Below are 8,717 nucleotides of genomic sequence, written 5' to 3'. Positions count from 1 at the left end.
ACGCTTGCGCGTGCGCTTGGTTGTCAGGTTCAGGCCAAGGTCCGCTTGCTTCATGCCTCAGATTTTCTCAGCTCATCTGCTCGCCGAGCACATCGGAAGCCGATTTATGCAGACTTTCCTTAGCGATTATTTTTCCCGAACCAGCTGTTGTACTTGTGAACGAGTTCAATGAAGTACTCGCGAGAGTCTCGGCCATCTATTAAGAAATGTGTTTGGCCTACTTTGTCGCCTGCACGGGCTAGGCCAACCTTGATGCCTTGATCTTTTGAGGTTTTGAATTTCCCTTGGGTAACGTGGTGCTTGCCGCGATTGCACAGCTCTTGCACGACCTTGAATGACGGAAGGTCGTAGATTTCTTCGAAAAACTTCTCGGCGTTCGAAAGAGGAGTTCCTGCGTTTTTCTTTTTGACGATCTCGGCGTAACCTGATTCTGAAATCCACTCTCTCAAATGAGTGAAGTCAAACACTAGAAAGAAGAAGTCTTTCTCGGTTGGCTCTTGAACGTACTTATCGTATGTATCAAGAACGATTTCGTAAAGATCAACCGGATTGTTTAAGTCGAAGAGATCAAGCGCTGACATGATTGCGAACACCTGAGTTAAGCCGTGAGGCGCAGTGGGCGACACGGCGTGGTAGCGTGAGCGTACCACGTCGGGGCGACCACGAAGCCGAATCGGCTTGAACGAATTGTTAGACCTCTATCAGAACTTGTTTGGTGCTCTTCCCTTTTCCGCCAGCCATCAATGAGACAATTGTCTCTTTCTCTAGCTTGAGATCCACACGAATTACGCTCGGCGAGGAGGGCGTCATTAGATTGCCTTGCTCGATATAGATCGGGTTATCTCTTACACCGAGTTTTTCGCGCAGATAGCAGGCAAGTGGTCCCGCAGCCATTCCAGTCGCAGACTCTTCTTCGATTCCATAGCGCGGCGCAAACATCCGGGTTGTTGCGTGGCGTTTCGCCGCTTCGGGCTTGGTTGTATAAATATAGTAACCAATTAGATCGTACTGTTCGCTAATAGTCGTGATGCTTTCGAGATTCGGCTCTAGACTTCTTAAAGTTTTATTATCTTTCACACGAGCTAATAAAAAAGAGTTGCCGGTATTTACGATGCAGATATCACTCAATTCCTCCACTGAGGAGTTGAGCGACTCGGCTATTTTTTCTTCGTTGTCTACAGAATTATATGAGGGGGCCTTCTGCTCCATGTAAGACATATCGCCATCGACAATTATTTCTCTTAGCCCATCGATGGTTTCTTTAGACATTTTCCCATCACTTATAAGCCCAAGCTCTCGCAACCTACTGAAAGTTGCAATCGTTGCGTGACCGCAGTGTGCAATCTGCCTTTCAGGAGTGAAGAATTCAAGTTTGATAGTTGCAATATCGGAGTTGGAAACAAATGCGGTTTCAGATAACCCGATTTTCTGCGCTACTGCTAATTTTTGCTCTGTTGTAAGAGAGTTTGCATCAAGGACCACTCCAGCCGCGTTTCCACCTACGTCACCATCTATAAATGCGTTTACAACTTCTACGGGAATTTTCACTGAGACTTCTATTAATTTGGAAAGAGGTCTAACTAGAATTAGACGACAGTGATGCTACGTGGAACGATCCGATAACGCAACGCATCTCCCAGTCCTCCCAGGTAAACCCCAATGGGTTGCCATTTAGGCAAACCTAAGATTTTGCGGATGTCGACCAATCCCGCAAATCTGCCAACTGCCGCCGACGATGCCCCGGCGCCGCGCCGGCCCATGCTGTTGGAGCGTTTGCGCATTCACCTGCGCACCCAGCACTACAGCATTCGCACCGAGCAGGCCTATGCCGATTCGGCGCGGAGCCGGGCTGGTGCAGCCCCATCCCGCCCTGCCACCCTCACCCCAAACACACCCCAATATCCCGCGCAATAGCGATCAGCTCGTGGTCCAGCGGCACCTTGCGCTGGGTGTTCGCCACCTCGGCGATCGGCACGCTGCCGATCTGGCCGCCCTGCAGCGTGGCCATGCGGCCGAACTGGCCTTCGGTCACCAGCCGCGCCGCATGGTGGCCAAAGCGGGTGGCGAGCACGCGGTCGAACGGGGTCGGGTCGCCGCCGCGCTGGACGTGGCCGAGCACGGTGGCGCGCACCTCACTCGCCAGGTGCGGCTGGAGCTGCTCGCGCAGCACATGGCCCACGCCGCCGAGCCGCACTGGGTCGGGGCTGTGGGCGATGCGCTCGCGCACGGTGAGCGCGCCGCCGCGCTCCTTGGAGCCTTCGCCGATGCAGATGATGGTGTAGCGCTGGCGCTGCTCGCGCTCGCGGCAGCGCTCGATGATGGCCTGCAGGTCGTAGTCGATCTCGGGCAGCAGGATGACGTCGGCCGCGCCGGCGATGCCGCTCTCGAGCGCCAGCCAGCCGGCGTGGCGGCCCATGGTTTCGACGATCATCACGCGGTGGTGGCTGTAGGCGGTGCTCTCGATGCGGCGCAGCGCCTCCGTCACCGTGGCCACGGCGGTGTCAAAGCCGAAGCTGCGCTCGCACAGGGCGATGTCGTTGTCAATGGTCTTGGGCACGCCCACGCAGGCCAGGCCCACTTGCGCCAGGCCGTACGCCTGGCTCATGGTGCCGTCGCCGCCAATGGCCACCACCACGTCCAGCCCCAGCGCGCGCACGTTGCGGCCCACCTGCTCCAGGGTGGCGGCGTCCTTCAAGGGGTTAGCGCTGTTGCTGGTGCCCAGCAGGGTGCCGCCGACGTGCAGGATGCCCGACACCTGATCCCAGCCGAGCGCTCGCGTGCGCGGCGCCGCGCCCATCAGGCCCTCGAAGCCGTCCGCGATGCCCAGCACCTCGCACTGCCCGTGGTGGATGAGCGACTTGGTGACGGCGCGGATCACCGCGTTCAGGCCGGGGCAGTCGCCCCCGCCGGTGAGCACACCTACGCGCATGTTCATTCTCCCTTCAGTTGCCCCTGGCGCCGCGTGCCACCCCCAACCCATGAAACAGGCGCGGCCCATGCGAGGGCAGCCGCGCAAGGGCCGCCCCGCCGCGCTGGCTGCGTCCCCCCTCCCACGCGAAGCGTGAGAGAGGGGGGAAGGCGCGAAGCGACTCAGGGGGGTGTTCCATTTCAGGGCAGCAGGTCCAGCGCCCGCATGTAGGCGGGCTGCAGCATCAGTTCGTCCCACGGCTGGGGCAGGGTTTCGGGCAGCAGCGCCAGGCGGCGCGCCTCGCTGTCCACACTGGGCTGCCAGCGGCTCTGGGCCTGGGCTTTCTCCAGGCCATCCAGCAGTTCGTCCACCGCCCGGCCCTCGCCCAGGCTCTGGTTGCACAGCAGCACCAGGTCGCAGCCAGCCTGCAGCGCGGCCACCGCGGCGTCGGTGTAGCTGACCACCTGGCCGTCCAGGCGGCGCGCGCCTTCCATGCTGAGGTCGTCGCTGAAGATGGCGCCGTCAAAACGCAGTTGGCGGCGCAGGATGTCCTGCAGCCAGCGCTGCGAGAAGCCCGCCGGCCGGCTGTCCACCTTGGGGTAGACGATGTGCGCCGGCATCACGCCGGTGAGCGTGCTGCTGAGCCAGGCGTACGGCGCCGCGTCGTCCTGCAGGATCGCCTTGAGGCTGCGCTTGTCCACCGGCACGTCGGTGTGCGAATCGGCCCGCGCGAAGCCGTGCCCCGGAAAATGCTTGCCACAGTTGGCCATGCCCGCCTGCAGCAGGCCGTGCATCAGGCTCTTGGCCAACAGCGCCACCACGCGCGGGTCGCGGTGGAAGGCGCGGTCGCCAATGACACCGCTGCGCGAAGCGCCGGGCTCATCCGCATGGTCGAGGTCGAGCACGGGCGTGAAGGAAAAGTCCACGCCGCAGGCGCGCAGCTCGCTGGCGAGCACATAGCCCGCCGCCGTGGCCGCGTTGGTGGCGGCGAGCGCGCCGCTGCCCGGCCCCGCCTTGCCGTCTTGTATCCACAGCTCGCCAAAGGCGCGCATGGGCGGCAGCTGGGTGAAGCCGTCGCTGCGAAAGCGCTGCACCCGCCCGCCTTCGTGGTCCACGCTGATCAGCAGGTCGCCGCGCACCGCCTTGACGGCGGCGGTGAGGTCGAGCAGTTGGGCACGGCTTTCCCAGTTGCGGGCGAACAGGATGATCCCGCCGACCAGCGGATGCGCCAGGCGGCGGCGGTCGCGGGCGGTGAGCGCCGTGCCAGCCACGTCGATGAGGAGGGGAGCGTGTTCGGTCATGGGAGTGGAAATAAGAAAGTGCTATGGGTGTGATAGCTTCAAACGCTTGCCAGATAAGCGCTGGAGCACAATATTTCTCAGTTTTTCTCGACCACGCAGAAGCTGGCCGCGTAGTCGCTCTCGTCGGTGACGCTGATGTGCGCCGTAAGGCCGCGCGCCTCGAACCAATCTTTCAGCGCGCCGTGCAGCACGATCACCGGCTGGCCGCTGGCGAGCTTGGCGACTTCGCAGGCGCGCCAGGTCATGGGCATGCGCATCCCCAGGCCGATGGCTTTGCTGAACGCCTCTTTGGCGGAAAAGCGCGTCGCCAGGTAGCGCAGGCCGCGCTCGGGCCAGCGGCCCGTGCGCATGCGCCAGGTGGCCAGCTCGCCTTCCGCCAACAGCTTTTCAGCAAAGCGCTCGCCATGGCGTTCCACGCTGGCGGCAATGCGGCGCACGTCGCAGATGTCGGTGCCTATGCCGTAGATCATTTTTTCTGGTCTTTTTGGCCTCTAGCGCTTATCTGGCAAGCGTTAGCAGCTATCAAATCAGGAATTTTCAGGCCCGGCCTGGCCCGCTTCGATGCAGGCCAGGTAGGCCTGCACCGTGGCGCGGTAGCCCAGCTCCAGCGCGTCGGCAATGAGGGCGTGGCCAATGGAAACCTCTTGCACGCCCGGCACGCCGCGCACGAAGGCGGCCAGGTTGTCCCGGTTCAGGTCGTGCCCGGCGTTGACCGCGAGCCCCGCATCCAGCGCGGCCTGCGCAGCGGCGCGGTAGCGCTCCAGTTCGGCGCCCTGCTGCGGCGTGCCCCAGGCGGCCGCATAGGGTTCGGTGTAGAGCTCGACGCGGTCGGCGCCCACGGCCCGGGCCTGCGCCATCTGCTCGGGCACCGGGTCCATGAACAGGCTCACGCGCACACCCAGCGCCCGGCATTCGGCAATCAGCGGCGCGAGCTTCTGCGCATCCTGCGGAAAACTCCAGCCGTGGTCGCTGGTGAACTGGTCTTCACTGTCGGGCACGAAGGTGGCTTGCTGCGGGCGCACCTGGCGGATGAATTCCATCAGGTTGTGCGAGGGGTTGCCTTCAATGTTGTATTCGCGCCCCGGCCACTGCCGGAGCAAAGCCGCCAGGGCATGCACGTCGTGCGCGCGGATGTGGCGCTCGTCGGGCCGGGGGTGCACCGTAATGCCCTGGGCGCCGGCCTCCAGGCAGATCTGCGCGGCGCGCAGCACGTCGGGAATGCCCAGGTGGCGGGTGTTGCGCAGCAGCGCCACCTTGTTGACGTTGACCGAGAGCGCGGTGCGGTGGGGGGAAGCAGAAGAGGTCATAGAGCGGGTGGACCAAAAGAACGCGGCACAGGATCAGAGCGCCTGCACGTCCATCATGAACTGGCGGGTGCGCAGGCGCGGGCTGCCGCAATGGTATTGCAGCAGCGCACGCAATTGGGGCTTGAGCTCAAAGGCCACCGGCGCGCAGGCACGGAGCAGGGCCGTCAGCGCCGCGCCTTCCTGCAGCGCCTGCGCCAGCAGCAGCCACTGCGCGCCGGGCAGGCTGGCGCGCTCGTCGGACCCCGCCGTGCGCAGCCCCCCTTCGGCCACCAGCGTGTAGCGCGCCGCGGGGTCAAGCGCATGCTGCGTCAGCGTCTGCAGGTCCAGCGCCGGCAGCAGGCCCACTTCGCGCAGCAGCACCAGCTCGAACAGGCGCAGCACAGGCTCCAGCGCCTCGCCGTGCTCGCTGGCCAGCACCTGCACCACGGCAGCGTAGTGGTCAAACAGCAGCGCATGCGGGTCGCCCCGCGCCAAAAGGCGCAGCAGCAGCTCGTTCATGTACAGGCCCGAGAGCAGCGCGTCGCCCGTGGGCATGATGTGGCCACCGACCCATTCCGCTCCCTTGAGGGTGTGGATCTCGGCATCGCCGCCGGCGCTTTGCGTCCAGCCGAGGTGCAGGGGCTGGAGCGGCAGCAGCACGGGGCGAAAGTTGGAACTGGGCTTCTTGGCCCCCTTGGCCACCAGCGCGGTGCGCCCATGGTTGCGGGTGAACACTTCCAGGATCAGGCTGGACTCGCTCCAGTCGTAGCGGTGCAGGACGAAAGCGGGCTCGTTGGAAAAGCGGCGCGGAGGCATTGCGCTATTGTTTCAGTAGCTAACAGCGCTTGCTACATAAGCGCTATAGGCCAATTTCATTCAAACCCGGAACAGGCCTGCGGCGCCTGCACCAGCGCGACGCAGTGCCAGCGGCCACCGTGGAACCGGCTTTGCCGGGCCACCGGTGGCGTCCCCCTCCCGCAGGAGAGGGCGACAAGCGAAGGCACGGTATCCCACATCGCCTCCCACCAGCGGCCACCGTGGAACTGGCTTTGCCAGGCCACGGGTGGCGTCCCCCCTCCCGAAGGAGAGGGGGGAAGGCGCAAAGCGCCGCAGGGGGGTGATCGCTATTCATACCCGAAGGAGCGCACGCGCGCTTCGTCGTCCGCCCAGCCACTGCGCACTTTGACCCAGATCTCAATGAACACCTTGGCGTCCATGAGTTTCTCCAGCTCCTGCCGCGTCTCGGTGCCGATGCGCTTCAAACGCTCGCCCTTGTCGCCGATCACCATGGCCTTGTGGCTGTCGCGCTCGACGACGATGGTGGCGGCAATGCGCACCAGGCGCTTGTGCTGCTTGCTTTTCTCTTCGCTGAACTGGTCAATGACGACGGTGGAGGTGTAGGGCAGCTCGTCACCGGTGAAGCGGAACAGCTTTTCGCGCACCGTTTCGCTGGCGAGGAATCTTTCGCTGCGGTCGGTCAGCTCGTCCTCACCGTACCACCAGGCCTGCTCGGGCAAATACTTTGCGCAAATACCGTACAGCCGCTCGACATCGCTCTTGTTCTTGGCCGACATGGGCACGAATTCGGCGAACGGGTGGCGTTCTTGCATGCTCTTGAGCCAGGGCGCAATCTCGGCGCGGCGGTGGATGTTGTCGAGCTTGTTGGCAATCAGCAAGGTCGGAATGCCGGGTTTGAACAGCGAGAGCACCTTGGCATCCGCCAGGGTAAAACTGCCGGCCTCGACGACGAACAGGATCAGGTCCACGTCGCCAATGGCGCCCATCACGGTTTTGTTGAGCGATTTGTTCAACGCCGTGGCGTGGCGCGTCTGAAAGCCCGGGGTGTCGACGAAGATGAACTGCGTCTGCTCCCGCGTGTGAATGCCGGTGATGCGGTGGCGCGTGGTCTGCGCCTTGCGCGACGTGATGCTGATCTTCTGCCCCACCAGGGCGTTGAGCAGCGTGGATTTGCCGACGTTGGGCTTGCCGACAATGGCAATCACGCCGCAGCGCTGGCCTGTTGCACTCGCTTCACCCGGTTTATCCGGTTCGCCCACATCGCCCACCGCTGCCGCGGGCCGGCTCGCCGCCAGCATGGATTCAAGGCTTTTTTGGCCTTCAGCGCTTATCCCACCAGCGGGAGCAGCTTCTTTATTTGTAGCATCGGTCATGATTTTTTCGCCTGGAGTTGGGCCAACACGGCAGCGGCCGCAGATTGTTCGGCCGCGCGGCGGGAAGCCCCACTGCCGCGCGCAGCCAGCGCGAGTTCGCCAATGCTGCATTCGACTTCAAAAGACTGCCGGTGCGCCGCGCCGGTGGTGTCCACCACCCGGTAGCTGGGCAGTTTCATGCGCCGGCCCTGCAGCCATTCCTGCAAGGCCGTTTTGGCATCCCGGGCGACGGCCTGCATGCGCGGGCTGATGTCGACGCCTTCGAACAAACGGTGCACCAGGCGGGCGGCAACCTCAAAGCCAGCATCAAGGTACACCGCACCGATCACGGCCTCCAGCGCATCGGCGAGCATGGAGGGGCGGGTTTTGCCACCCGAACGGGCCTCGCCCTCCCCCACGCGCAGCACGGCCGGCAGGTCCAGCGCCAGCGCTATGGCGTGCAGGGTGTCCTGCTTGACCAGGTTGGCACGCACGCGCGAGAGATCGCCCTCGGCAAGATCGGCCAGGCGTTCGTACAAGAGACTGGAAACAGCCAGGCTGAGCACCGAGTCGCCAAGAAATTCGAGCCGCTCGTTGTGGTCGGCGCTGGCACTGCGGTGCGTCAGGGCGCGCGTCAGCAGCGCCGGCTTGGAGAACTGGTGTTGCAGGCGCTGCTGCAGCGAGAGAAGAGCTGGGTCCACCTATTCGGACTGCATATCAAAGCGGAAAACCAGGTAGGCCGGCCCTGCCAGCGCAATCTCGCGCGAATACTTGGCACGCACCACCACCTTGTCGCCGCGCTTGCTGACGTCGAGGTCCTTGCCGCTGATGGTAGAAATATCGTCAATCGCGGCAGAACGGTCAAAGCCCCCGCGGATCTCCGGCACGGTACTGCCTTCTCTTGCGGCCTTGGTAATCGCCTTCTGGATGGCGTGCGCCTCCAGAATAACCGGTATGGATTGGCCCCCGATGGCAAAGGCCGCTACCGCCAAGATGCCAATGAGAATGACGCCGATGAAGGACAGGCCGCGCTGACGCGAAGGACTGGCTGTGCGATGCGATTTCATAGAGT

General features: G+C 63.2%; 10 protein-coding genes. All 10 read right to left on the bottom strand.

What is annotated here, in order from left to right:
* Positions 1-119: 119 nt before the first annotated feature.
* On the bottom strand, positions 120-581 hold the full coding sequence (locus AC07ZH_RS18675; protein ID WP_495200846.1) for a hypothetical protein: 462 nt from the start codon (positions 579-581) through the stop codon (positions 120-122).
* A 109-nt stretch (positions 582-690) separates the two neighbouring features.
* Positions 691-1,548 (bottom strand): PhzF family phenazine biosynthesis protein, encoded by an 858-nt coding sequence (locus AC07ZH_RS18670; RefSeq protein ID WP_495200845.1) that lies wholly within the window; start codon positions 1,546-1,548, stop codon positions 691-693.
* A 331-nt stretch (positions 1,549-1,879) separates the two neighbouring features.
* Positions 1,880-2,929 carry a 6-phosphofructokinase gene (locus tag AC07ZH_RS18665; RefSeq protein ID WP_495200844.1) on the bottom strand — a complete coding sequence of 350 codons (1,050 nt, stop codon included), beginning with the start codon at positions 2,927-2,929 and terminating at the stop codon, positions 1,880-1,882.
* Positions 2,930-3,108: 179 nt separating this feature from the next.
* A complete protein-coding gene (gene nagZ, locus AC07ZH_RS18660; RefSeq protein ID WP_495200843.1) occupies positions 3,109-4,209 on the bottom strand; it encodes a beta-N-acetylhexosaminidase in 1,101 nt (366 codons plus the stop codon).
* A 77-nt stretch (positions 4,210-4,286) separates the two neighbouring features.
* Positions 4,287-4,679, bottom strand: a complete 393-nt coding sequence (gene acpS / locus AC07ZH_RS18655) for a holo-ACP synthase (protein ID WP_495200842.1) — start codon at positions 4,677-4,679, stop codon at positions 4,287-4,289.
* Between the two features lie 57 nt (positions 4,680-4,736).
* The gene (locus AC07ZH_RS18650; RefSeq protein WP_495200841.1) at positions 4,737-5,516 is read right to left on the bottom strand and encodes a pyridoxine 5'-phosphate synthase; all 780 of its coding nucleotides are present in this window, start codon (positions 5,514-5,516) and stop codon (positions 4,737-4,739) included.
* 33 nt (positions 5,517-5,549) lie between these two features.
* Positions 5,550-6,311 carry a DNA repair protein RecO gene (recO, locus tag AC07ZH_RS18645; RefSeq protein WP_495200840.1) on the bottom strand — a complete coding sequence of 254 codons (762 nt, stop codon included), beginning with the start codon at positions 6,309-6,311 and terminating at the stop codon, positions 5,550-5,552.
* Positions 6,312-6,619: 308 nt separating this feature from the next.
* Positions 6,620-7,666, bottom strand: a complete 1,047-nt coding sequence (gene era, locus AC07ZH_RS18640) for a GTPase Era (RefSeq protein WP_495200839.1) — start codon at positions 7,664-7,666, stop codon at positions 6,620-6,622.
* A complete protein-coding gene (gene rnc / locus AC07ZH_RS18635) occupies positions 7,663-8,346 on the bottom strand; it encodes a ribonuclease III (RefSeq protein ID WP_119108339.1) in 684 nt (227 codons plus the stop codon). The genes era and rnc overlap by 4 nt, the downstream gene beginning before the upstream one ends.
* Positions 8,347-8,712 (bottom strand): DUF4845 domain-containing protein, encoded by a 366-nt coding sequence (locus tag AC07ZH_RS18630; RefSeq protein ID WP_495200838.1) that lies wholly within the window; start codon positions 8,710-8,712, stop codon positions 8,347-8,349.
* Between the last annotated feature and the right edge of the window lie 5 nt (positions 8,713-8,717).

This window comes from Simplicispira sp. GW247-4R2A, assembly GCF_059424465.1.
The sequence above is the reverse complement of the archived record's forward strand: the minus strand, read 5'-3'. Positions and strand labels throughout refer to the sequence as shown.

Excerpts from the sequence above, each read along its gene's own strand:
- AC07ZH_RS18675 (WP_495200846.1), bottom strand. The coding sequence starts at position 581 with ATGTCAGCGCTTGATCTCTTCGACTTAAACAATCCGGTTGATCTTTAC.
- AC07ZH_RS18665 (WP_495200844.1), bottom strand. The coding sequence starts at position 2,929 with ATGCGCGTAGGTGTGCTCACCGGCGGGGGCGACTGCCCCGGCCTGAAC.
- nagZ (WP_495200843.1), bottom strand. The coding sequence starts at position 4,209 with ATGACCGAACACGCTCCCCTCCTCATCGACGTGGCTGGCACGGCGCTC.
- acpS (WP_495200842.1), bottom strand. The coding sequence starts at position 4,679 with ATGATCTACGGCATAGGCACCGACATCTGCGACGTGCGCCGCATTGCC.
- AC07ZH_RS18650 (WP_495200841.1), bottom strand. The coding sequence starts at position 5,516 with ATGACCTCTTCTGCTTCCCCCCACCGCACCGCGCTCTCGGTCAACGTC.
- recO (WP_495200840.1), bottom strand. The coding sequence starts at position 6,311 with ATGCCTCCGCGCCGCTTTTCCAACGAGCCCGCTTTCGTCCTGCACCGC.
- era (WP_495200839.1), bottom strand. The coding sequence starts at position 7,666 with ATGACCGATGCTACAAATAAAGAAGCTGCTCCCGCTGGTGGGATAAGC.
- AC07ZH_RS18630 (WP_495200838.1), bottom strand. The coding sequence starts at position 8,712 with ATGAAATCGCATCGCACAGCCAGTCCTTCGCGTCAGCGCGGCCTGTCC.